The organism is Mariniphaga sediminis (genome assembly GCF_003573545.1).
GTDB lineage: Bacteria > Bacteroidota > Bacteroidia > Bacteroidales > Prolixibacteraceae > Mariniphaga > Mariniphaga sediminis.
Genome location: NZ_QWET01000001.1, coordinates 297,025 through 320,145 on the forward strand (window position 1 = coordinate 297,025; position 23,121 = coordinate 320,145).

General features: G+C 41.2%; 16 protein-coding genes. 12 read left to right on the forward strand and 4 right to left on the reverse strand.

Going from position 1 to position 23,121, the window contains the following annotated elements; translation table 11 throughout:
• Nucleotides 1-23: 23 nt before the first annotated feature.
• From D1164_RS01030 to D1164_RS01040, 3 genes are read right to left on the reverse strand one after another with little or no spacing between them, the layout of a single operon-like run.
• Complete coding sequence (locus D1164_RS01030; protein ID WP_119348073.1) at nucleotides 24-1,181, reverse strand: hypothetical protein; 1,158 nt, start codon at nucleotides 1,179-1,181, stop codon at nucleotides 24-26.
• Between the two features lie 57 nt (nucleotides 1,182-1,238).
• Nucleotides 1,239-2,237 carry an ornithine carbamoyltransferase gene (argF, locus tag D1164_RS01035; protein WP_119348074.1) on the reverse strand — a complete coding sequence of 333 codons (999 nt, stop codon included), beginning with the start codon at nucleotides 2,235-2,237 and terminating at the stop codon, nucleotides 1,239-1,241.
• An 11-nt stretch (nucleotides 2,238-2,248) separates the two neighbouring features.
• Nucleotides 2,249-3,202, reverse strand: coding sequence for a carbamate kinase (locus D1164_RS01040; RefSeq protein WP_119348075.1), 954 nt, complete (start codon nucleotides 3,200-3,202; stop codon nucleotides 2,249-2,251).
• Nucleotides 3,203-3,478: 276 nt separating this feature from the next.
• On the opposite strand from D1164_RS01040, the gene D1164_RS01045 reads away from it, so the two are divergent.
• On the forward strand, nucleotides 3,479-5,869 hold the full coding sequence (locus tag D1164_RS01045) for an FtsK/SpoIIIE family DNA translocase (RefSeq protein ID WP_119348076.1): 2,391 nt from the start codon (nucleotides 3,479-3,481) through the stop codon (nucleotides 5,867-5,869).
• 9 nt (nucleotides 5,870-5,878) lie between these two features.
• Nucleotides 5,879-6,529, forward strand: coding sequence for a LolA family protein (locus D1164_RS01050; protein ID WP_119348077.1), 651 nt, complete (start codon nucleotides 5,879-5,881; stop codon nucleotides 6,527-6,529).
• Here the strand turns inward: D1164_RS01050 and aroQ are convergent.
• Complete coding sequence (gene aroQ, locus D1164_RS01055) at nucleotides 6,522-6,941, reverse strand: type II 3-dehydroquinate dehydratase (RefSeq protein WP_119348078.1); 420 nt, start codon at nucleotides 6,939-6,941, stop codon at nucleotides 6,522-6,524. The two genes, D1164_RS01050 and aroQ, sit on opposite strands and share 8 nt — an antisense overlap.
• Nucleotides 6,942-7,081: 140 nt before the next feature.
• Here aroQ and xerD point away from each other — a divergent pair, with 140 nt between their 5' ends.
• The 10 genes from xerD to D1164_RS01105 all read left to right on the forward strand — a co-directional run bounded on the left by xerD (nucleotide 7,082) and on the right by D1164_RS01105 (nucleotide 23,083).
• A complete protein-coding gene (gene xerD / locus D1164_RS01060; protein ID WP_119348079.1) occupies nucleotides 7,082-7,981 on the forward strand; it encodes a site-specific tyrosine recombinase XerD in 900 nt (299 codons plus the stop codon).
• A gap of 212 nt (nucleotides 7,982-8,193) precedes the next feature.
• On the forward strand, nucleotides 8,194-9,801 hold the full coding sequence (gene pckA, locus D1164_RS01065) for a phosphoenolpyruvate carboxykinase (ATP) (RefSeq protein ID WP_119348080.1): 1,608 nt from the start codon (nucleotides 8,194-8,196) through the stop codon (nucleotides 9,799-9,801).
• A gap of 193 nt (nucleotides 9,802-9,994) precedes the next feature.
• The gene (locus D1164_RS01070; protein ID WP_119348081.1) at nucleotides 9,995-10,588 is read left to right on the forward strand and encodes an RNA polymerase sigma factor; all 594 of its coding nucleotides are present in this window, start codon (nucleotides 9,995-9,997) and stop codon (nucleotides 10,586-10,588) included.
• A gap of 281 nt (nucleotides 10,589-10,869) precedes the next feature.
• The gene (locus tag D1164_RS01075; protein ID WP_119348082.1) at nucleotides 10,870-11,901 is read left to right on the forward strand and encodes a FecR family protein; all 1,032 of its coding nucleotides are present in this window, start codon (nucleotides 10,870-10,872) and stop codon (nucleotides 11,899-11,901) included.
• A gap of 168 nt (nucleotides 11,902-12,069) precedes the next feature.
• Entirely contained in the window at nucleotides 12,070-15,522 is a 3,453-nt protein-coding gene (locus D1164_RS01080; RefSeq protein ID WP_119348324.1) for a TonB-dependent receptor, read from the forward strand.
• An 18-nt stretch (nucleotides 15,523-15,540) separates the two neighbouring features.
• Nucleotides 15,541-17,028: a RagB/SusD family nutrient uptake outer membrane protein gene (locus tag D1164_RS01085; RefSeq protein ID WP_119348083.1), complete on the forward strand. Its 1,488-nt coding sequence runs from the start codon at nucleotides 15,541-15,543 to the stop codon at nucleotides 17,026-17,028.
• 82 nt (nucleotides 17,029-17,110) lie between these two features.
• Nucleotides 17,111-18,559 (forward strand): glycoside hydrolase family protein, encoded by a 1,449-nt coding sequence (locus tag D1164_RS01090; RefSeq protein WP_119348084.1) that lies wholly within the window; start codon nucleotides 17,111-17,113, stop codon nucleotides 18,557-18,559.
• A gap of 11 nt (nucleotides 18,560-18,570) precedes the next feature.
• On the forward strand, nucleotides 18,571-20,019 hold the full coding sequence (locus D1164_RS01095) for a glycoside hydrolase family protein (protein WP_172594287.1): 1,449 nt from the start codon (nucleotides 18,571-18,573) through the stop codon (nucleotides 20,017-20,019).
• A 97-nt stretch (nucleotides 20,020-20,116) separates the two neighbouring features.
• Nucleotides 20,117-21,421, forward strand: coding sequence for a sialidase family protein (locus D1164_RS01100; RefSeq protein WP_119348085.1), 1,305 nt, complete (start codon nucleotides 20,117-20,119; stop codon nucleotides 21,419-21,421).
• Between the two features lie 456 nt (nucleotides 21,422-21,877).
• Nucleotides 21,878-23,083 carry a sialidase family protein gene (locus D1164_RS01105; RefSeq protein WP_206610886.1) on the forward strand — a complete coding sequence of 402 codons (1,206 nt, stop codon included), beginning with the start codon at nucleotides 21,878-21,880 and terminating at the stop codon, nucleotides 23,081-23,083.
• Nucleotides 23,084-23,121 lie beyond the last annotated feature (38 nt).

A 23,121-nucleotide genomic window follows, 5' to 3' on the forward strand; every position in this document is an offset into this window, starting at 1 on the left:
TGCAAAAGACTTCGGGATTCTTCCTAATAAAACGCCCCCAGACTTACACCAAGGGAGAGGGTGAAATGAAAATCATACCCTTTTGATATTTTCTTGTTTGAAAAAAACTGATCGTATCCGATTCCGGGGCGCAGGAACAGGGCGCCGGAAGGTTCGTAAAAATTTTTGGATTGCCAGCGTTTTAATACAATGTCGCTTGCAGCTCCAAAACCTGCGAAAAATGCTCCGGAAAGATTATTTTTAGGATTGGACGAATCATCGTTGTCAAACTCGGAAGATTGTGAATTCATTTCATATCCGCCCAACGAAATATAGGGATATACATTTACTGATCGGTTAGAATAAACGGACCTGCCAATTTTTATCCCGTATTTCAGGCTGCTAACTTTTTCTTCTTTAGTGTGAACCAGATCTTTCTTTTTTACCGGAAGATCGATATTTGACCTTACTTTACTCACGCTGCCTCCAATAAAAAGCGATAAATACAGTTGATTTATAAAACCATCAATTTCCATATTCAGAATGTGCAGGTGGTCGGTAAAAACATCTGTAATATCGCCTGCAAGAAATTCATTTCCGTAGCCAAAGCAAAAATTCATTCTGCCGGTAGAGGTCAGCCCTTTTATTTCACTGGCAAAATATTCGTATTCTGAGTCGGGATATGATTTTTTAAAATTTTTGATGGTTTTGTTAAGCTCCGTCATATTTTCATTCATGTAGTAGCGAATGTAGATTTGTATGATCTCCTTATCTTCATCGGGCATCTGCATTTCTTCAAGATCCTCTGAAACAAAGGGTATTTCCAGTGCAAGGTATTCGCGGAGCTTGTCCATTGTTCCATCGTAGGGAACTGCTTTTGTTTTTCCTTCGAGTAACGAGTTGTAATTTTTAGCATTGTAGAGGAAAAGCGGAAAATTTCTGGAGGCAAGCGAAAGCAGCAGTTCCTCTCCGGGGTAAAAAATAACGTAACTTTCATCCACGTTATTTTTCAGGAAGTTCAGGGTGTTTATGGCTCCCTTGTGATCGCCCGAAACCGTTTTGTCAATTACCAGTTTTCTGCCGTTCCTAATAATAATTTCGGAGCTGTCGGCATAGGAGAGTATTTCGTTTTTTATGTTTTCCTGCGCCAGAAGGATGAGTCCGGACATTACAAGTGCGACTGTGAGCAGAAGTTTTTTCATTGTATATATTTTTGTTTTTATTGTTTCAATTTTTAATGTTGTAGCAGATAGCATTTGTTACCCCAGCGTGGCAACCATTACGGCTTTGATTGTGTGCAGGCGGTTTTCTGCCTGATCAAACACGATGGAGGCAGGGCCTTCAAATACCTCTTCCGTCACCTCCAGTGCCCCGAGACCAAATTTTTGGAAGATTTCTTCCCCTATTTTTGTGCTACGGTTATGAAAAGCCGGAAGGCAGTGTAAAAATTTTATATCAGGATTTCCGGTAAGTTCCATGGTTTTTTTGTTTACCTGGTAAGGTTTTAGCAGGTTAATCCGCTCCCCCCACACCTCGGCCGGCTCTCCCATGGAGACCCACACATCGGTGTAAAGGTAATCGCAATCTTTAACCGCTTCTTCTACATTATCGGTTATCCTGATTGTTGCTCCTGTTTTACTTGCAATCGTATGGCATTGCTGCTGCAAATCGGACGATGGCTGGCATTGTCCAGGAGCCGCTGCCCGGAAATCCATACCCAGCTTGGCAGCCCCTACCATCAGCGAGTTTCCCATGTTGTTTCGCGCATCGCCGAGGTAGCAAAATTTTATTTGAGAGAGGGGCTTGTTTGAATGTTCCTTCATGGTAAGGAAATCGGCCAGGATTTGTGTAGGGTGGAACTCATCGGTTAATCCATTCCATACAGGCACTCCGGCAAATTGCCCCAGCTCTTCCACAATGTCCTGTCCAAATCCGCGGTATTCAATTCCATCGTACATTCTTCCCAGTACCCGGGCGGTATCCTTTATGGTCTCTTTGTGCCCGATTTGTGATCCGGAAGGCCCAAGGTAGGTGACGTGTGCCCCCTGGTCATAAGCTGCCACTTCAAATGCACCTCTGGTGCGGGTGGAAGCCTTTTCAAAAATCAGGGCAATATTCTTGCCTTTCAGGAATTGTTGTTCGGTTCCAGCATATTTTGCTTCTTTCAGTGACTGGGATAACTCCAGCAAATACAATATCTCTTTGGGCTGGAAATCCAGCAGCTTCAGAAAATTCCGGTTTTTCAGATGAATAGTCATATTTATTCTTTTTATTCATATTCCAGGGTAATCTTTGAGCCGAATGATTTGTCTTCCAGCTTTTTTGCCTCGGTAATCACGCTTTTTTTTCCGCCGTTTTTAATAAAATCGAGGCAGGCCCTGATTTTCGGTTCCATTGTTCCCTCGGCAAAGGTACCTATTTCAAGGTATTTCAGCGCATCGGCATAATTTAAAAATTCCAGTTTTTCCTGGGTGGGAAAACCAAAGTCTTTGTAAATAAACGGGACATCGGTTAAAATGTAAAGTTCGTCGGCTCCTATGTTGTGAGCCAGCAGTCCGGAGGCCCTGTCTTTGTCAATTACGGCGTCAAGAGTACGCATGTTTTCCTCTTCATCGTAATAAACAGGTATCCCGCCACCGCCGGCAGCAATCACAATATTTCCGTTGTTCACCAGTAGTTCAATGGTTTCTTTGTTGATGATATTGACGGGAGCAGGCGATGGAACTACTCTGCGGAAGCCATTTTTTGTTTTAGCTGATGGTTTGAATACCCATTTTTTTTCTTGATGCAGCTTGTCCGCTTCTTCTACATTATATGTTTTTCCAATGCGTTTCGAGGGATTGTCAAATGCCGGGTCTTTTTGGTTGACCTCCACAAGGGTTACCATCGTAATCACATTTTTGCGGATTCCGTGTTTGTTCAATACGTTTCGGATGATTCGCTCCACCATATAGCCAATACCGCCTTGTGAGTCGGCCACGCAAATATCCAATGGCATGGGAGCAATGTGGTACATTTTTTCGCCGGCATCATTTTGCATCAGTATATTGCCCACCTGCGGACCATTGCCATGGGTAATTACCAGTCCATAATCGTCTTTAATGAGGTGCACGAGGTTTTCAACGGTTTCGGTTGCATTCAGTTCCTGTTGTTCAATGGTTCCTTCTTCGTTGTCGCGCAAGAGGGCGTTTCCGCCCAGAGCAACCACAGCAAGCTTTTTCATCGTTTCAAATTTAGGTTGCAACAAACATAAAAAAAACACGGAGAAAAAGAAATGAATTTGCCTTGGTGTTCGTTGTTTATATATTGTTATAAAACAGTATTTTATGAAGAAGTTACACATTGTTGCAAAATATATAATATCTGGTTTTAAAATGAAAGAAATACCGGGGCAGAATAATTATTTTTTATTTCCCCTCTTCCTGTTTTTTGAACCGGAAAGAAACGGGCAACCTCATTTTTTTGTTAAATTTGCGGATTATTAAACAAGCGAAGCAGAATGGCATTTAAACCCAAGAGGACTGGAAAAGCGAAACAGAAGACAAAAAATCCACGCAAACCTTTTTTTCGGAATGAGAAATTCAGGTTTATCCTGGGTATATTTGTTTTGTTGGTTTCGGCCTATTTGCTTATTGCTTTTATCTCTTTTCTGTTTTATGGTGCGGCGGATCAAAGCCGGCTCGATTTACCCTGGAAAGATTTGGTGTTAAACTCAGACGTTAAGGTGGAAAACAAAGCAGGAAAAACCGGCGCATACCTTTCGGAGATGATTATAAACCAGGGGTTTGGTTTGGCTTCGTTTGTGTTTATTTTTTTATTTGCTGTGACAGGATTTAAAATATTGGGACACAATCTGGTAAAATACAGGCGTGCCCTTATTTTTAACCTGGTACTTATTCTTTGGATTTCGGTTACACTGGGATTTTTTTTCCAAAAAACAAGCGCAACATCTTTTATTTATCCCGGAGGGCATTACGGAATGGTGTTAAGTAACTGGTTTAGCTCACTTGTAGGTAAAACAGGGCTGGTTTTTTTACTGCTCATTTCAATACTGGCCATTCTTGTTATTCGGTTTGAAAAAGTGTATGAGTTCCTGAAAGGATTATTCCGAAGAAAGCCCAGGAAAAAAGCAGAGCAGGAATCTTTGGTGGTAAATGAAGAGGAAGAAGAAATAGAAAATGAAACGGTAGCAGAGGATACATTTTCTAAAGTGATAGACGACGATGTGGTGAAGGCCGTTTTTGAACCAGATTTGGAAGAAGAACCAGTAGAAGTGAAAATACCTGAAAAGGAAGAAGATAGTGAAACGGATGAATTGGAGTTGACCGTTCAGGAAAAGAAAGAGGAGGAAGAGATAGACAAAGAGCATTCAGGGGAAGAAATGGAAGATTATGATCCAACCCTGGAACTTTCGGGTTTTAAGTTTCCCACGCTCGAACTGCTGGAAGACCACAGTTATGGAAATGCCGAGGTAAGTAATGAAGAGTTGATTGCCAATAAAAACAGGATTGTGGAAACCCTGCGGCACTATAAAATTGAGATTACCAAAATCAGGGCAACCATTGGGCCTACTATCACTCTTTATGAAATTGTGCCGGCGCCGGGAATCCGGATTGCCAAGATTAAAAACCTGGAAGACGATATTGCCTTAAGTCTGGCGGCACTCGGCATTCGTATTATTGCTCCTATTCCCGGGCGCGGAACCATTGGTATTGAGGTTCCCAACCAGAACCCGGAAACAGTTTCCATGCGTTCTATTTTGAGTTCGCGTAAGTTCCAGGAAAGTACTGCCGACCTTCCGGTGGCGCTGGGAAAAACCATTTCGAATGAAACCTTTATGTTCGATCTGGTCAAAATGCCGCATATTTTGGTGGCAGGAGCTACCGGGCAGGGGAAATCGGTGGGAATCAATGTGATTATTAGTTCGCTGCTTTACAAAAAACATCCATCGCAACTTAAGTTCGTTTTTGTCGATCCCAAAAAGGTGGAATTAAATCTTTATTCGGTTCTGGAAAAGCATTACCTGGCGAAACTCCCCAACGAGGAAGAACCGGTTATTACCGATATTCAGAAAGTAAAATACACGCTCAATTCCATCAATGTGGAAATGGACCAGCGTTATGATTTGCTGAAGAAGGCGCACGCCCGGAATATAAAAGAGTATAATAAAAAGTTTATCAGCCGCAGGCTGAACCCTGAAAAGGGACATCGTTTTCTGCCGTATATTGTGGTGGTGATTGATGAATTTGCCGATTTGATAATGACTGCCGGTAAAGAAATTGAACTGCCTATTGCGCGTATCGCCCAGCTGGCCAGGGCAGTGGGTATTCACATGATTATTGCCACCCAGCGTCCTTCTACCAATATTATTACGGGGGTTATCAAGGCCAACTTCCCGGCACGTATTGCATTCAAAGTAGCCTCGATGATAGACTCACGCACCATTCTTGATACTCCCGGCGCTAACCAGCTTATCGGAAAAGGGGACATGCTCATTGCATCGGGTAGTAGTATGACACGGGTTCAATGTGCATTTATTGATACGCCTGAAGTGGAAAAGATTTGTTCTTTTATTTCGGAACAGAGGGGATTCCCCAGCGCCTTTTTACTTCCGGAATACGAGGATGGAGAAGATGCCGGGCCTGGCGAGGTAGACCTCAACAACCGCGATGAACTGTTTGAGGATGCCGCGCGGATTGTCGTGTTAAATCAAATGGGCTCCACTTCCATGATTCAGCGTAAATTTTCTATTGGCTACAACCGGGCCGGTCGTATTATGGACCAACTGGAAGCTGCCGGAGTGGTGGGACCCAGTGAAGGAAGTAAGGCCAGGCAGGTGCTTATGCAGGATGAGTACACTTTGGAACAATTGTTGAATAGTTTTAACTAAAATTTTAAAATGAAGAGTATTTTTCTATTGGGTTTGTTGCTGGCTTCCGTTTTTTTTGCAATCGCTCAACAAGATCCAAAGGCCAAACAGATTTTGGATGAAATGAGCGAAAAAACACGTTCGTATGAGTCCATTGCCGCTGATTTTGTTTTTTCTTTGGAAAATAAGGAAATGGATATCAGTGAAAAAAATGAAGGTTCTATCAAACTGAAAGATCAAAAATATGTTGTTGATCTTCCTGCTCTTGGAGTGAAAGTTTTTTCTGACGGGGAAACGTTATGGAATTACATGAAAGACGGAAACCAGGTAACCATTTCAAATATAGAGGACGGAGGGAATGAATTAATGGACCCTTCATCGATTTTTACCATTTATGAAAAAGGTTTCCAGTCAAAATTCATGGGAGAAAAAGTTTCGGGGAATAGTACTGCGTACCAAATCGAACTTTATCCTGATTCCGGAGAGTACGATGTAAGTAAAATCCTGCTTTCCATTGGGAAGTCGGATAAAATGATAAAATCGGCTTTACTGTATGGCACCGATGGGAATGTGTATGGTATTATAGTAAAAAAGATGGATACCGATACCAACCTTCCCGATTCCTTTTTTGTGTTTAATACAAATGATTATGGTGATTTGGAGGTAATCGATTTCAGGTAGAAGCGAAGCTAAACACGGCCAGCTTGTAGGAATCGAGCCCGAAACCCATAATGCAGCCCTTGCATACCGGCCCTATAATAGACTTATGCCTGAAATCTTCGCGGGTCAGTGTATTTGAAATGTGTACCTCCACAACAGGGATGGTTATGCCTGCAATGGCATCGCGAATGGCTACTGAGGTATGTGTGTAGGCTCCGGCATTTATGATAATACCATCGGCCGAAAAACCATGCTCATGAAGCTTGTCAACCAATTCCCCCTCCACATTCGACTGAAAGTAGCTAAATTTGATTTCAGTGAAGGCCGCACTCAGCTTTTCAAAATAGTCTTCAAAGCGTTCTGCACCATAGATGTTTTGTTCCCTTTTTCCCAGCAGATTTAAGTTCGGCCCGTTGATGATCACTAAATTCATTATATTGCAATTTTAATTATTTTTATAGTAACTTTATCGTCGTCGAAACGTAGTAAATATCATAATTATTTGGTATAATCTCAAGGAATAGTGTTACAAATATTTAAATCATTTGATTTAATAATTAAAATGGAAGAGTTATGAAATGGGAGGAAAGCAAAAAAGGATATGAAAATTACCTGAAATTGGAAAAGTCGCTATCGCAAAATTCCATAGCAGCGTATATTAATGACATTAACAAATTGATTGAATTTCTGGGTAAAAATGTAAAGAAAACAAGCCCGGATAAAGTCAAACTACAGCACCTTAAAAAATTTGTGGAATGGTTGAACGAACGGGGGGTTAGTCCACGTACACAAGCGCGGACCATTTCCGGGATTAAATCATTTTATAAATACCTTTTGATTGAAGGGAAAATTACAAGTGATCCGACTGCCTTGCTTGAGTCACCTAAAATTGGCAGGAAGCTTCCGGATATTTTGACGATGGAGGAAATTGACGAACTGATTGATGCCATCGATCTGGAAAAGGCGGAAGGACAACGTAACAAGGCTATGTTGGAAACGCTTTACAGTTGTGGCCTCCGGGTTTCGGAGCTGGTAAGTTTGAAGATTACAAACCTGTTTTTCGATCAGGGTTTTGTAAAAATTGAAGGGAAGGCAGACAAAGAACGTCTCGTTCCTGTAAGCAGCCGGGCGGTGAAAGAAATTCAAAAGTATATGGATGGTTACCGTAAAAACCTCAAGATTCAAAAAGAAAGTGAAAATATTCTTTTCCTGAACAGGAGGGGGAAGAAACTGAGCCGGGTAATGGTATTTACCATTATTAAGAATCTGGCAGATAAGATTCAGCTGAACAAGAAGATCAGTCCGCATACTTTCAGGCATTCGTTCGCTACCCATTTAATAAATGGTGGCGCCGATTTGAGAGCGGTTCAGGAAATGTTGGGACACGAATCAATTTTAACCACCGAGATTTATACCCACCTGGATCGGGATTACCTGAAGAATACCATTCACCAATATCATCCAAGGTCTTAGTTTATCATAATTATAATTTATGGGGCTGTTAAATAAACAGCCCTTTTTTGTCTGTTTTTACCTGTTCTCGAAATTGTTAAGATAACGTTTAATCAGCCCCTAAAACCCTTCAAATAACCAGTGTGCTCGCCTTCAAGCGGAAAAATATTCTATTTTTGTCCTATCGACTAGCAAATAAGAATCAGTATTATAAAGTTAATTATTAGGTAGTTATGGAAAATTTAGATTTAGTGAAGTACGGAATTAAAGACGTACAGGAAGTTGTGCACAATCCCTCTTACGATCAGCTTTACGAGGAAGAATTGCGAACCGATTTGGAAGGTTATGAAAAGGGGCAATTAACTGAACTCGGAGCTGTCAACGTGATGACCGGCGTATTTACCGGACGCTCCCCCAAAGACAAATTTATCGTTGAAGACGATATAACCAGGGACACCATCTGGTGGACAACCCCCGAATCACCCAACGACAATAAGCCCGTATCTGCTGAGGCTTGGAATGAGTTGAAAGAGATTACGGTTAAACAGCTTTCAGGAAAACGTTTGTTTGTAGTGGACACCTTTTGTGGTGCAAATCCCGACTCAAGGCTGAAAGTCCGCTTTATTATGGAAGTGGCATGGCAGGCTCATTTCGTAAAAAATATGTTCATCCGTCCAACCGAGGAAGAACTTAAAAATTACGGAGAACCTGATTTTGTGTCTTTGAATGCATCAAAAACTACCAACCCGAATTGGAAAGAACATGGCCTGAATTCAGAAGTTTATACCGTATTCAACCTGACTGAAAAGATGCATGTTGTAGGTGGTTCATGGTATGGCGGCGAAATGAAAAAAGGAATGTTCGCGATGATGAACTACTACCTTCCTCTCAGGGGCATGGCATCGATGCACTGCTCTGCCAACGTTGGAGAGAAAGGCGATGTAGCTATTTTCTTTGGACTTTCCGGTACCGGAAAAACAACACTTTCCACAGACCCAAAACGTAAATTGATTGGCGACGACGAACACGGTTGGGATGATGACGGCGTATTCAACTTTGAAGGGGGATGTTATGCAAAAACCATTAACCTCGATGCTGAAGCTGAACCGGATATTTACAACGCCATTAAGAAGGATGCCCTGCTTGAAAACGTGACTGTTGACGCGAATGGCAAAATTGATTTCTGCGATAAATCGGTTACTGAAAATACACGTGTTTCATACCCGATTTACCATATCGATAATATTGTAAAACCAGTATCGAAAGCAGGACATGCCAACAAGGTAATTTTCCTTACTGCAGATGCATTTGGTGTAATGCCTCCCGTGTCGAAACTGACTCCGGAGCAAACCAAGTACCATTTCCTTTCAGGTTTTACTGCAAAACTGGCCGGAACCGAGCGTGGTATTACCAGCCCGCAACCTACTTTCTCCGCTTGTTTTGGAGCTGCTTTCCTTTCACTCCATCCAACAAAATACGGTGAAGAGTTAGTGAAAAAAATGGAAGAACATGGCGCTGAGGCATATTTGGTGAACACTGGCTGGAATGGCACCGGTAAACGTATTTCTATTAAAGATACCCGTGCTATTATCGATGCTATCCTTGATGGATCCATCGAAAGTGCTGAAACCAAAAATATACCGGTTTTCAACCTTGAGGTTCCTACTTCATTGCCGAATGTGGACTCAGGAATTCTTGATCCACGTGATACTTACAGCGATCAGAACGAGTGGCAGGAAAAGGCGAATGATTTGGCCAGCCGCTTTATCAAGAACTTCGTAAAATACACAGATAACGAAGAGGGTAAAGCATTGGTTGCTGCCGGTCCGCAACTGGGATAAAAGATTATCCGCTACAATAGAAAAAGGGGTTATCAATTTCAATTTTGATAACCCCTTTTCGCTTATCTGACTTAACAACTTATCCTTTGTTTAACTGAACCAGCCCTCTTTCAAAATAAAAAAATAGAAATAGTCTTTTCTCCGGATGTGTTAATTTTTCCTTTCTTTGTGAAAGGAAGATAAAGCTAATCCTTTGTTTCAAAAAAAAATAAATACTGAAACTGCCTTGCTGAAAGGACTGAAGAATGGCGATCACGCATGTTTTCGTCAATTGTTTAATCGGTACAGTAAATCTTTGTATCGTTTTTCCTACAGTTACCTGAAGTTAAATGAAACTGCTGAGGATGTCGTTCAGGAGGTTTTTATAAAAATTTGGAAAAGAAGGAAAGATATTGATACGGAAAAATCTTTTCAATCCTATTTATTCACCATTGCACTCAATGTGGTGAGGAAACACTTTAATAAGCTGGCAGAGTCCAATCAGCTAAAACACGATATTCTGGTATCTTTTTCTGATAACCCGAAAAAACTGGACGAACAGGAAGATTATGAAAACCTGGTGCTCAAACTGGAATCCCTGATCGAACAAATGCCTGAAAGACGACGGGCCATTTTCAGAGCAAAAAAAATAGAGGGAAAGTCGCAGAAAGAGATTGCCGAAGAATTTAATATTACTACCAAAACTGTGGAATACCATATTTCCGAAGCCATGCGATCCCTTAAAAAAGAGTTTGAAAAGTTACGATCAAAGGGACTGGTTTTTTTCTATTTGTTTTTGAGAGGATAAAAACTGTCTTTTCTGTTGTGCCGCGTTTCAAGATAATGAGACTTTCCCGGTATTACGGTGGTTTTGGGATGATCATGCAGGCGATTTAATCCCTCCTTTTTATCGGGGTAATTTGTAGCTATTTAGATAGAGTCTAAAAAAAACATTATTTGTACTGGGGATTTTTCCGGATCAGGGATATAACCATTGAAAAGGACAGAAGAATTTGTTTTTTTTAATTAGTTAGTTTAGTTAGAAAAAGAAGGAGGTATTGCATTGCACTCCTTCTTTTAAAAAGGAAAATGAAGAAAGTAGTAACATATAGAACCCTTGAAAATTTTTCCAAAGGGAAATATTCCTGGAACGATTACCTGCAAGTTCGGGACTGGTTTAGCAATATCCACGATTTTAAAGAGGTTAAAACTTTTTTGTATGAGCAGTGGAAGGGATTGAATAAAAAGGGTATTCCGGATGATAATTCCTTAAAGCATATTTATGAGCAGATTGAATACCACATTTTGCTCGAAGAAAGGCAAGAATTGAAAAGGAAAGGCTTGTGGAGTTTTTATCGTCAGGCTGCAGCCATTCTTCTTATTCCGGTTTTGGCCTTTTCCCTGTGGCATTTCCTGATGAATAAACAAGCAGGTAATATGAATCTGGCCTGGGTAGAAATTAATTCCCCGCCAGGAGCCCGCACTCAGTTTTTATTGCCCGATGGTTCAAGCGGTTGGCTCAACAGTGGCTCTACCTTAAAATACAATCCGGTTTTTTCAAACAAACGGGAGGTTGAATTGTCGGGTGAGGCCTACTTTGAAGTGATTCCTGACAATTCGGTTTTTACGGTAAATGCTGCCGATCTCAATGTGCGTGTATTGGGTACAAAGTTTAATGTGTCGGCCTATCCCGATGATGATTTTACCGAAGTGGTTTTGGCGTCGGGAAAGGTTGCCGTGGAGGGTGAAGATAAGTTTTTCGAAAAGATTTTGTTGCCGAACGAAAAACTGACTTTTTTGCCGGGTGAGAATAAATATACTGTAAAGCAGGTTGATACAAACTCCTATGTTGCCTGGAAAGATGGCTTTTTACTCCTCGATAACGAGCCACTTGAAGAGGCAATTAACCGGATCGAGCGGTGGTACAATGTGGTGATTGAGGTGGAAGACGAGACGTTGAAAAGGTACCGGTTTAAGGCCACTTTTCAGGATGAACCGCTTGAGGAAGTGTTAAAGTTGCTGGCGGTTTCAACTCCCATGGAATATACATTTGAAAAAAGAGTGGTGGATGACAAAAATTTTTATCAGAAGAAAAAAGTGACAATAAAACTAAAACAATAAAATGCAAAGCAGGAAAGTGGTGCGAACACTTTCCTGCAAGAGTTGCAGAGCGTTTAATCAATTATTTATTAACTCTACAAAGTGTGTAAATTTATGAAAAAGTTTCTAAAACTAATGTTGTTGTGTGGTTTTGTCATAAGAAGCCGCACCATGTTAAAAATTTTTAAAATGGCACGACTAACTGCTTTTTTCATTTTGGTAGGAATGGTGCAGGTGTTTGCGTCGGAATCCTATTCACAGGAAACGAAACTGACGCTGAGGTTTACGAATATTGAACTCGAAAAAGTGCTGGGGGCTATTGAAGACAAATCAGAGTTCTTTTTTCTTTACAACAAAGATCTGATTGATGTGGAACAGAAGGTGAACGTCAATTTGGAGAATAAAAAAATTACTGAAATTCTGGATGTTTTGTTAGAGGGGAAAAACATCCGGTATTTTCTTTTTGACCGTCAGATTGTACTTTCTAATCAGCAAGGAGAAACGGGCGTTTCCGGACATGGTTCCCTGGTGCAGCAACAGCGAACCGTTTCCGGAAAGGTAACCGACTCAGGAGGACAGCCTCTGCCCGGTGTAACAGTGGTGGTAAAAGGAACTACCCAGGGTACAGTCACAGGGGCCGATGGTGAATATACAATTACCAATATTCCTGAAAATGCTACTCTGGTGTTATCGTTTGTGGGAATGAAGACACAAGAGGTGGCTGTTGGAACCCAAACCAATATTGATATAAAAATGGAGGAAGAAACGATTGGGCTGGATGAAGTGGTTGCTGTGGGGTACGGAACACAGTCGAAGCACACCGTGACAACTGCTATATCGAAACTGGATAATAAGGTGCTGGAGAATATTCCTTATACCAATGCTGCCAATGCTCTGAAAGGCACCATCCCGGGCATGAGAGTTCAGACGGTCTCCGGTCAGCCCGGCGCCTCTCCCAGGATTATTATCAGGGGTGGAAGTTCTATCCGGAATCCCGACAGTGCCACTCCGTTGTATGTAATTGATGGGGTTACCCGCAGTAACATGAACGACATAAACCAGGCAGATATCGAATCAATCCAGATTCTTAAAGATGCCGCATCTACTGCCATTTATGGTGCCCTCGGATCGAACGGGGTAGTTATTATCCAAACAAAATCGGGCAAAGCAGGGAAAATGCAGGTGAATTACAAGTATGACCTGACATTATCTGAAACGAGCAGAAGGTACGATTTGCTGGGGGCCAAAGATTTTGTCTATTATTCAAGGATTGGAATGCACGCCACAGGGCAGATTCTTCCCGCGATTATGGCACAGCTTGAAGGTTCCACTTATGCTGGTGGGGCAGGGAATGATTTAACCCGGAATTCTTATTCAAGTTTACAATATTTATCTTCCGAAAATCAGCATAAATTAAATGAAGGGTGGTTGAGCATCCCTGATCCCCTGGATCCTTCTAAAACCCTGATTTTTGAAGACAATGATTACCAGGATTTATTATTCCGGACTGGGATTTCTCATAATCATTCCTTCTCTATTACCGGAGGAAGTGAAAGGGCTACCTTCCATTTGGGGATTGGGTATTCTGATAATGAGGGTATTGCCATTCGAACAGATTACAAACGAGCTACGTTGAATTTTAGCGGAGACATACAGGTTTCTGATAATGTAAGGGCATTTGCAAGGATAATGTATTCTAACAGAAAAGACAGGCAGGTACATACCAATGATGTATTTAAAAGCGGATTGATTATGCCTCCTACAAACAAACTTTACTACGAAGATGGTACCCTGGCCATTGGACGAAATTTTGGATATTCAAATCCAATGTATACGACATCCGTTTACCGGCCCAGAAATCTGGCAAATGATTTAACTTTAATAATCGGGGGACAGGTGGATATTTTGCCCGGATTAGTATTCGAACCACAGTTTTCCTGGAATCAAATTACACGGTATAACCGGAATTTCCGAACAGGATACTGGAATGGCTTTGCATCGTTTGATACTTCCCGCAATGCAAGCGCCTCTTTTTCCCAGAATTTTAGTCCTCAGTTTAACGGGGTTTTTAATTATACAAAGGAGTTTAAGGATCATGACTTAAACCTCATGGGTGGTTTTTCCTATTTTGCAAGGAATAACGATAGTTTTCGCGGAGCTGGTAATGGCGCTGCCACAGATCTTATTCCAACATTAAATGCATCTGCCTTACCAACTTCTGTCTCAGGTGAAGAGGTTCAGCATTTATTGTTAGGGTATTTTTCGAGGGTGACATACAGTTATAAGCAGAAATATCTTTTTAATGCAAGTTTAAGATACGATGGCGCTTCAAATTTGGGTGAAAGTAATAAATGGGGTGTTTTTCCCGGAGTTTCTTTGGGATGGCATGTGGATAAAGAGAACTTTTGGAGTGCTTTGCCCAAAGATTTACTTCAGCTAAAGGTAAGAGGAAGCTATGGCGTAACGGGTAATATCAGTGGTTTAGGTTGGTATCAGGCCCAGGGGGAATATAGTTCAAACCAAAAATATGATGACAATTCTGCTTTACAGATTTCTGTTTTACCCAACCAGGAGTTGAGATGGGAGCAATCCAAAACCCTGGATTTTGGTTTTGATATAGGCCTTTTTAACCGGAGAATCGATCTGGTATTCGATTATTACAGAAGGGTAACCGATAATTTGTTGACTCCTCTGGATATGCCGCCTTCAACCGGATTCTCCAGTATTATTACAAACTACGGGTCTTTGGAAAATAAAGGATATGAAATTGGAATAAATGCACATGTAATGCCTCCATCATCAGAGTTTCAATGGAACTTGTCCTTTAATGTTGCCAAGGTCAATACAAAAATCCTGAAGCTTCCGCCAAATGGAATTGAAAATAATCGGGTAGGCGGTGTGTATGTTTGGGATGCAAAACTCGGTGATTATGCCTGGAAGGCAGGATTGCAGGAGGGCGGAAGAATCGGAGACCTGTACGGGTTTAAGCAAGTCGGTATTTATGCTACCGATGAAGAAGCGGCCGCCGGCCCGGTAGATATGCTCATCCCAAGAGAAGACAAAACAAAACACGGAGGTGACGTAAACTGGTTAGATGCGGATGAAAATGGAATTATTGATACACGGGATAAAGTGTATATGGGAAATCTTTATCCGGATTTGACCGGCGGGTTTTTGAGTGCCATTGAATATAAAAATTTTGGGTTGAATATTCGCATGGATTATACGTTAGGCGGAACACTTTATTACGAGACCGGAGCAAGGCTGGAAGGTAATTTTTCGGGCGCAAATGCAATAAGTAGTAAGGTATTAAGGTCATGGGAAAATCCCGGAGATGTAACTGACATTCCCAAATATTACTGGGCAGATCAGAATGCAAACTGGAACGTATGGAATAACCGCGGGAGTTCAAGGTACTATCAAAAAACTGATTTTTTGAGTTTGAGGGAGGTCACATTGTCTTATCAACTACCGAATAAAATTCTAAATAACATAAGATTGTCAGATTTGAGATTCCATGTAACCGGAAGTAATTTATACTATTTCACCGATTATGAAGGATTAAATCCTGAACAATCGAGTTCGGATACCGCTTATCCGGTACCACGGGAATTTATATTTGGCTTATCTGTTAATTTTTAATACATTAAATCTAACAAAATGAAAAAATATCATTTAATAATTATCATATTATCACTGGCCTTACTGCCATCTATTTCTTGTAACAATATGTTAGATTTGGAACCTGTCAGCAGCATTTCCAGTGCTTCTTTCTGGAAAACAGAAGGTGATGCTGAAGGGGCAGTTTATGGAATGTATGAAAGATTTAGAGATGTAACAAGTGGTAATCTGTTTCTTTGGGGGGAGGCACGTAGCCAAAATATGAAACAGTCTGTCGGGAATGATTTTTCAAACATGCGAATTTTCCAAAACACATTGGATGCTACAGAACCCGGGCCCGGATGGAATACATTGTACCGCGTTGTAAACGATGCAAATTTAATTTTAAAATATGTCCCGGACATTGAGTTTGTGAATGATGAGAATAAGAATCACATTTTGGCAGAAGCACATGCCATGAGGGCTTTCTGTTATTTTGTGTTGGTGAAAACGTGGGGTGGAGTTATAATTTTTACAGAACCAACCGAAGGATATGTCCCGGAAAAAATGTACAAAGAGCGTTCTTCAGTAGAGGCAGTATTCGATTTAATTAAAAAGGATATTGATGACGCACTGGCTCTTTTCGCAAATGATAATTTCCCTTCAGGCAGGAACCGGTGGTCCAAACCGGCTACCAATGCGCTGAAAGGGGACGTTTATTTGTGGACCGGAAAAGTTTTGAATGGTGGTAACTCCGATTTGTCAACGGCTTTGAACGCTTTAACTGACATTGAAGCCAGCAACGTTTCTCTGTTGCCTGAATTTGGGAGAGTGTTTGATTATGATAATAAGGGAAATGAAGAAATTCTTTTTGCCAGCAAATTTCAGTTATATGAGTCAAGCAATACGTTTTATTACCGCATGTATATCGATCAGCTTCCGCCAAATCCTCTTCCGGGAGCTGCTGAAATTATTGGGGTGCCACGCGATGGTAATTACTGGACGCTAACAGATGAAAGCCTTGCTCTTTTTACGGAGGATGATAAAAGGAAAGATGAAACGTTTTATGAGTTGTATTCCCTGAATGAAAATACGGGAGAGTATTCCACCTTTTACGGTTGTATTCAGCTTAAATTTAACGGAGTTGTTGACGGCGGAAGCAGGTATTTTTTGGACGATGTTATTATTTACAGGTATGCTGATGTTTTATTAATGAGAGCGGAGGCAGAAAATGCGTTGGGAGAAGATCCCTCGGAGTCAATTAATAAAGTTCGCCAACGCGCTTACGGAGATAATTATGAAGATCATATTTTCGTTAATGGTTCCAAAGAAGAGAATGATATTGAGATTCTTAATGAACGGTTACTGGAGTTATTTTATGAGGGGAAAAGATGGTGGGACTTAATCCGGTTTGATAAAGTATTCGAAAAAGTTCCCTATTTTGAAAACCATCCGGAAGATGAGTATAAATTACTTTGGCCTATAGGTTTAAATGTTTTGAGCATGGAGCCCAAGGTTGTTCAGAATCCCGGGTATCAGGAAAAATAAGTGTTGTTTAGGTTTTAATCAAAATTCATGTTTCGTATTGGATAAAATATTCAATGCGAAACATGAATAAAAAAGTTTGAAAATGAAGAAATTATCTGTTTGTATCGTATTAAGTATTTGTTTTACTTTTTCCGTATTAGGACAATCAGCGATTGAGTTAGGTGACAAACGCGAAATATTTGTTGATAAATTTTTAATTGAAGAACTTAAAGGCGTTGAAATTATTAAACATACTCCCAAAGACGAAGGGGCAGTGTTGCTTTTCGACCACCCCTGGGAAGGGAATTTTAGTGGTTATTCTACCATTATAAAAGATGGAGGTTTGTACCGGGCCTATTACAGGGGAGTGAGGGAAGCGGGAAAAGATGGAAACGAGAATGAGGTTACCTGCTATGCGGAGTCAAAAGATGGTATTCATTGGGAAAAACCAAAGCTGGGACTTTTCGAAATAAATGGTACGAAGGAGAACAATATTATATTGGCCAATGCAGCTCCGGTAACCCATAACTTTAGCCCTTTTCTGGATGCCAACCCGAATGTCGATAAAAACCAGAAGTATAAAGCATTGGGGGGAACAAGTAAAACCGGTCTGATTGCGTATGTTTCAGCCGATGGGATTCGTTGGAAAAAATTAAAGGAAGATGCGGTTTTTAAAAAAGGAGTATTTGATTCTCAGAATGTTGCCTTTTGGTCTGAAAGTGAAAATCAATATGTTTGCTACTTCCGGATATGGTCAGACGGCGGTTTTTCTGAATACAAAGGATACAGAACTGTGGGGCGGACCACCTCAAAAGATTTTGTAAATTGGACAGAGCCGGTTAAAATGACTTTCGGAAATACACCCATGGAACATTTGTATACCCAGCAAACCAGCCCCTATTTTCGCGCCCCGCATATTTATGTGGCCATTGGTGGCCGGTTTATGCCCGGTCGGCAAGTGTTGACGGAAGAACAGGCAAAATCGTTTAATGTAGATCCCGGCTATTTTAAGGATTGTTCCGACGCTGTTTTTATGACTTCCCGCGGAGGAAGTGTTTATGATCGTACCTTTATGGAAGCATTTATCCGTCCTGGAATTGGGCTGGACAACTGGGTGTCGCGCTCCAATTATCCGGCGTTAAATGTGGTGCAGACAGGTCCGGAGGAAATGTCAATATATGTCAATCAGGATTATGCGCAGCCAACAGCCCACCTGCATCGTTATTCTTTACGTATTGATGGTTTTGCTTCACTAAGCGCGCCCTACAAAGGGGGAGAGTTTGTTACAAAACCCTTCACTTTCTCAGGCGATGAGTTAGAGATTAATTATTCAACTTCTGCTGCAGGTGAAATTAAATTTGAAATTCAGGATCAGGATGGCAAGCCTATCCCGGGCTACACATTGGAAGATTCCCAGGTAATTATAGGAAACGAAATTTCGAGGATTGTTTCCTGGAAAAATTCAGGTAATCTGAAAAAACTGAATTCTAAAATTGTGCGTTTACGTGTGTATATGAAAGATGCTGATTTGTTTTCGATACGATTTAAATAGACATTATTCCAATGAAATTAATATATCTTTTTTTTGTTTTTCTGGTAAGCTTGGGCTGTAAGAATAAGGAAGTATCAAATAGTGAGGTTATTCAATTGGAAGACAAAAGAGAAATTTTTGTTGACCATTACCTGATTGATAAACTGGAAAATGCATCGATACAGTTGCATCATCCAAATGATGAGGGGATTGTGATGTATTTCGATAAACCATGGGAGGGCGTTTTTTGTACGTACAGCACCGTTATTAATGATAACGGCCTTTACCGGGCATATTACCGGGGCGGATTATCTGTTGACAATGAACCTTACTCCAATGAAGAGTTTACCTGTTATGCCGAATCAAAAGATGGTATCCACTGGTATAAACCGGATTTAGGACTTTATGAGATTAACGGGACATTGGAAAATAATGTGGTATTGGCAAATGAAGCGCCGGTACACCATAATTTTAGTCCGTTCCTCGATGAAAATCCCAATGCCCTGCCCGATCAGAAGTTTAAAGCGCTTGGCGGAACGATCCGGGAAAAAATAGGGCTGATTCCTTATACTTCTCCTGATGGGATTCATTGGAAAAAACTAACGGATGGAGGCGTGATTAAAGAAGGAGCTTTTGATTCGCAAAATGTTTCATTCTGGTCAGAAAGCGAACAGTGTTATGTGTGTTACTTCCGGACGTTTAGTAATGGCTACCGGACAGTTAGCAGGGCCACTTCCACCGATTTTATAAATTGGTCGGAGCCGGTTGAAATGACCTATGGGGATACCCCTCCCGAGCATTTGTATACTCAACAAACAAGTCCTTATTTTCGTGCGCCGCATATTTATGTGGCCATCGGAGGCCGGTTTATGCCGGGGCGACAGGTATTAACAAAGGAACAAGCTGAAGAATTGAATGTAAATCCTGGCTATTTTAAAGATTGTTCCGATGCCTTTTTTATGACTTCCCGCGGAGGGAATGAGTATGATCGGACTTTTATGGAAGCTTTTATCCGACCGGGCATTGGACTGGACAACTGGGTTTCGCGTTCCAATTATCCGGCGTTAAATGTGGTGCAGACAGGCCCGGAGGAAATGTCAATATATGTCAATCAGGACTACGCGCAACCAACGGCCCATTTGCGCCGCTATTCCATGAGGTTGGACGGTTTTACATCTGTTTCTGCGCCGTATAGCGGCGGTGAAATGATAACCAAACCTTTTTCATTTACCGGCAATCAACTGGAGATAAATTATTCTACCTCCGCCGCCGGTGAAATCAGGGTTGAAATACAGGATGAGAAGGGGGTGCCTTTATCCGGTTATACACTGGAGGATTCGCAGGAAATAATTGGGAACGAAATTTCAAGAATTGTTCATTGGAATCATACAAAAGATTTAACTGAATTGAGGGGAAAAACAGTCCGGCTGCGTATCTCAATGAAAGATGCCGATTTGTATTCCATCCGGTTTAAAAATTGAAAGACAGTTCCTTTGCCGGCTGGATATCCAAAAGGAGGAAGATATGGAGTTTTTATTGAATGTCCCTGTTGTTTTAAACGAAATAGTTTAGTTGTATATGAGAGCAAAAATGATGTTGAACCTATTGTTTGTTTTTATTTTGTTTCAAAGTATTGCTAGTAATGTCAATAATCCAAAAACCATAATGCCTGATTTGCCTAAGGAGCTGAAATCAAACAAAAATAAGGTACCTTATCAGGTAATCTCAAAAAAGGGGATTACGCGGGAGTATCAGGCAGTTCCGGATGCTTGCCGACTGGATAATGGCGATATCTTGGTTGTTTTTTACGATGGGAACGACCATGTTACTTATCCCACACCGGAATATCCCAATGCCGGCCGTATTTGTTTAACCCGGTCGGAAGATGAAGGCAAAACCTGGAGTAACCCCGTTGTAATATATGACGATGTAAATGATAACAGGGATCCGCATATTAATCAGATGAATGATGGAACGGTGGTGCTCAGCTTTTTTTCGTTGGAGTTTGAAGTTTCAGAGGCATCAGGTTCTGATGAAAATACACCGGTTTATACCAAAGAGCAGGTTGCTAAGTATGGCAATAATCCGGATCTTTTACATGAACAACAACCAGAGAATCTAAAAAAGAAGGTTCGTCCAACTGGTTCGGGTAAGTGGGAAACCAAAGGGCCCTATGTTTTAAAATCTTTTGATAATGGAAAAACATGGGAAAATGAAGGTAAATTTATTGCCACCTCAAAACCGGGTTGGAACTGTTCTGCAAAGGTGAAGGAAATGCCTGATGGTACATGGTTGTTACCGGTTTATCGCTCAGAACCATCCATTTCGGCTGCCTGGGGTGGCGTAATTCCTTCATCCGACAGAGGGAAAACCTGGGATGCAGTAATCCCTGTCGGGAAGGAAGCGAACCTGGTTCTTGCCGCCGAAACTGACATTATTCTGTTAAAGGATAAAACACTGTATGCCGCATTGCGCGGAGATCGTTCGGTTGTTAACATGCATTATGCCACCAGTAAGGATTTTGGCAAAACCTGGACGCCTGCAAGCGATATCGGGTTTGTGGGGCACGCACCTTCATTTACCCGGCTTAAAAGTGGGGCGATTTTGCTGTCGTACAGGGCTTTTTGCGAAGAAAATGGCTACTATACAGGCCTGCGGATAAGTCGCGATGAAGCTCAAACCTGGGAAGGGCCCTATCTGGCAGATAAAACACCGGGCGCTTATCCGTCTACAGTTGAGTTGAAAGATGGTACCATATTGATTATTTACTATGAAGAAGGCGCCCAAAGTTCCATTCGGGCTTTGCGGTTTAAAATGCCGCAATTAACACATGAAAAAGAGTTTCCTGAGCCAAGGCCATTAAAAACCCTTCCGCTAAACTGACTGTAACTGCTATAGAGTTTGGTGGTTTGGGGGGAGGGTTTTCCCATTGTTTTTAATCTCTCCTGCGTTTAAATTTATGGTTTATGCAAACCTGAACTTTCTGTCGCTTTGAAAAATTTTGAGCGGCGGAAATAAAATTTTGCAATGACAGATCTGTGCTGCTTTTTGATGGATATCAGGAGTTATTTAATTTTTTAAAAAGATTTAATTTGATTGAATTTGTTCGAAATTATCATTATTTTTTTAGTGTGTTACTAATTTGTCTGTCAGTGTTTTATTCCTTATTTTGTTGTTTCTGTGTAATTTTTATTTGATATTTTTTGCTTTTTGTATTGTTTTTTTTGTTTACATTTGGTTCTTGTTGATTGATGGTGACAAATCACCTGCAATCGGAAACGGGTGAAGATTGAAAAGTTTACAAGAAGTAATTGAAAGCAGTTATTAATAAGATAAAAAATGAATAAACTTATGAACCAGCTTAACCATTTTGGATGTATTCTTATTCTTTTTACAGCCGTCACTTCTTTGTCTGGAAAATTGCCTGTGGAAAAAGGGAAAGACAACCCAGTAGAAAAAATAAGGGATTTTGTTATTTATAAAGACTCGCAGTTTCATTGTGCTTTCCCTTCGGTTATAAAAAATGAAGATGGAGAAATAATAGTGGCATTCCGCCGGGCCCCGGATCGGAAAATTTTTCAGGAAAAAGGGACAAGCCACGTCGACCCCAACAGTTACCTGGTTTATGTACGGTCGAGAGACAATGGTTTATCCTGGTCGCCGGAGCCTGAGTTGCTTTATGCCCACCCGGTAGGTGGTTCGCAGGATCCCTGTTTACTTAAGTTAAAAGACGGCACCATTCTCTGTACCAGTTATGGCTGGGCATTTGTTCGCGAGGAAGGACTTGCAAATTTAAAACAACCGGTTTTTCAAAACAGGGAAGGCTCTGTTTTTCTGGGCGGTTATGTCTTGCGTTCAACAGATAACGGCAATTCATGGGATGGCCCCTTTTACCCGCCACATATTCCGCCTGAGGTAAAATACTCTGCATTGGGAAATCCTTTGCCTGCATACAACCGGGGAGCTTTGTGGGAAGGAAAAGACGGTAGAATTTTTTGGGTGGTAGCAGCCGGGAATGATTCTTCGGCTCTTAGAAAAACGGCCAACTATTTACTGATTTCCGAAGACAAAGGTTTAACATGGGAATACTCCTGCCCGGTGGCTGAAGACGATAAAGCGGCTTTTAATGAAACTTCGGTTTATGAAACCCCTAAAGGTGATTTGGTGGCTTTTTTACGGACGGCCTATTTGGAAGATCAGGCGTGTATTGCACGTTCAACGGATGGGGGAAAATCGTTTGGCCCGTGGAAAAAAATGGGATTTCAGGGACATCCTTTACAGGCTTTACGCTTGCCGGATGACCGGGTATTTTTGGTTTATGGATACCGGCATGAACCATATGGGATAAGGGCCCGCATCTTAAATGCAGAATGTACCGACTATGAAACCGCAGAAGAGATAATCATCCGGACAGACGGAGGAAGCGGAGATATCGGATATCCATGGGCGGTTATGCTGGATGAGAAACATGTGCTGGTAACTTATTACTTTAATATTGAAAACGGAACAAGGCATATTGCCGGTTCTGTTTTGGAAATTGAATAAACATTAAAAGATAATTTTTCTAATGCAGTATATATTTT

What these genes read in the sequence shown, in the direction of transcription:
- D1164_RS01085 (WP_119348083.1), top strand. Translation starts at nt 15,541, where the DNA reads ATGAAAAAATATCATTTAATAATTATCATATTATCACTGGCCTTACTG.
- D1164_RS01090 (WP_119348084.1), top strand. Translation starts at nt 17,111, where the DNA reads ATGAAGAAATTATCTGTTTGTATCGTATTAAGTATTTGTTTTACTTTT.
- D1164_RS01045 (WP_119348076.1), top strand. Translation starts at nt 3,479, where the DNA reads ATGGCATTTAAACCCAAGAGGACTGGAAAAGCGAAACAGAAGACAAAA.
- argF (WP_119348074.1), bottom strand. Translation starts at nt 2,237, where the DNA reads ATGACTATTCATCTGAAAAACCGGAATTTTCTGAAGCTGCTGGATTTC.
- D1164_RS01030 (WP_119348073.1), bottom strand. Translation starts at nt 1,181, where the DNA reads ATGAAAAAACTTCTGCTCACAGTCGCACTTGTAATGTCCGGACTCATC.
- D1164_RS01100 (WP_119348085.1), top strand. Translation starts at nt 20,117, where the DNA reads ATGAGAGCAAAAATGATGTTGAACCTATTGTTTGTTTTTATTTTGTTT.
- D1164_RS01105 (WP_206610886.1), top strand. Translation starts at nt 21,878, where the DNA reads ATGAATAAACTTATGAACCAGCTTAACCATTTTGGATGTATTCTTATT.
- aroQ (WP_119348078.1), bottom strand. Translation starts at nt 6,941, where the DNA reads ATGAATTTAGTGATCATCAACGGGCCGAACTTAAATCTGCTGGGAAAA.
- pckA (WP_119348080.1), top strand. Translation starts at nt 8,194, where the DNA reads ATGGAAAATTTAGATTTAGTGAAGTACGGAATTAAAGACGTACAGGAA.
- xerD (WP_119348079.1), top strand. Translation starts at nt 7,082, where the DNA reads ATGAAATGGGAGGAAAGCAAAAAAGGATATGAAAATTACCTGAAATTG.
- D1164_RS01095 (WP_172594287.1), top strand. Translation starts at nt 18,571, where the DNA reads ATGAAATTAATATATCTTTTTTTTGTTTTTCTGGTAAGCTTGGGCTGT.
- D1164_RS01040 (WP_119348075.1), bottom strand. Translation starts at nt 3,202, where the DNA reads ATGAAAAAGCTTGCTGTGGTTGCTCTGGGCGGAAACGCCCTCTTGCGC.
- D1164_RS01080 (WP_119348324.1), top strand. Translation starts at nt 12,070, where the DNA reads ATGGCACGACTAACTGCTTTTTTCATTTTGGTAGGAATGGTGCAGGTG.
- D1164_RS01050 (WP_119348077.1), top strand. Translation starts at nt 5,879, where the DNA reads ATGAAGAGTATTTTTCTATTGGGTTTGTTGCTGGCTTCCGTTTTTTTT.
- D1164_RS01075 (WP_119348082.1), top strand. Translation starts at nt 10,870, where the DNA reads ATGAAGAAAGTAGTAACATATAGAACCCTTGAAAATTTTTCCAAAGGG.